We start from the raw sequence: 1,011 nt of genomic DNA on the forward strand, positions 1-1,011 counted from the left end.
GCGTCCGGATCGAGCCCGCGCATGTCGGCGAGCGCCGCACCGATCGCGGGCAATTGCTCCGGGCTGTTGCGGCCCGGGTGGAGCCACGCCGGCGCGATGTCCGGCGCGTCCGTCTCCAGCACGATGGACTCCAGCGGCAGGTCCACGGCGAGCCTGCGGATCTGCAGCGCGCGCGTAAAGGTCATGGCGCCGCCGAAGCCGAGGTGGAAGCCGGCGTCGATGAAGGCCTTCGCCTGCTGGAAGCTGCCGTTGAAGGCGTGCGCGATGCCGCCCGCGGGACGGATCTGGCGCACGTGCTTCAGCACCTGGTCCTGCGAGCGGCGCACGTGCGTGAGCACGGGAAGGTCGAAGTCGCGCGCGATGCGCAGCTGCTCGCGCAGGAAGCGTTCCTGCTTCGCGCGCATCGCGGGCTCGCACAGCATCGGAATGAAGAAGTCCAGGCCGATCTCGCCGATGGCCACGAAGTTCGGGTCCGCCAGCGACGCCTCGACCTGGCGCCGCAGTTCGGCGAGGTCGTCGTGCGTCGCCTGCGGCACGTAGATCGGATGGATGCCCAGCGCATAGCTGGCGTTGGGCAGGCTGCCTGCCAGAGCGCGCACGACGCCGAAGTTATCGCGCGCGACGGCCGGTATCACGATCATGCCGACCCCGAGTTCCTGCGCACGCTGAGCGATGGCTCCCGACGCCGTGCCGAATTCGTGGGCGTCGAGGTGGCAGTGGGTGTCGATCCACATGGAAGGGTCAAGCCCCGGCCGGCTGCAGGCCGTGCTCCGTCATGCGCAGCACGCGGTCGCAGCGGCGCGCCAGTTCCGGGTCGTGCGTGACGATGACGAAGGCGGTGCCGAGGGTCTTCGACAGTTCGAGCATCAGGTCGAAGATGCCCTGCGCCGTCGAGTGGTCGAGGTTGCCGGTCGGTTCGTCCGCCAGCACGCACGCCGGTTCCGTGACGAGGGCGCGGGCCAGCGCCACGCGCTGGCGCTCGCCGCCGGACAGTTCGCCCGGCCGGTGGTT

General features: G+C 70.3%; 2 protein-coding genes. Both read right to left on the bottom strand.

Features of this window, described 5'->3' with window-relative positions:
• Positions 1–734, bottom strand: a 734-nt coding sequence (locus ACEN88_RS32640; RefSeq protein ID WP_413346406.1) for a TatD family hydrolase, incomplete at its 3' end; no start/stop codon positions are given.
• Positions 735–741: 7 nt separating this feature from the next.
• Positions 742–1,011 (bottom strand): ATP-binding cassette domain-containing protein (locus ACEN88_RS32645; RefSeq protein WP_413346408.1); only part of this gene is annotated, 270 nt, incomplete at its 5' end.

The organism is Massilia sp. CT11-108, from assembly GCF_047302915.1.
Taxonomy (GTDB): Bacteria; Pseudomonadota; Gammaproteobacteria; order Burkholderiales; family Burkholderiaceae_D; genus Telluria; species Telluria orientalis.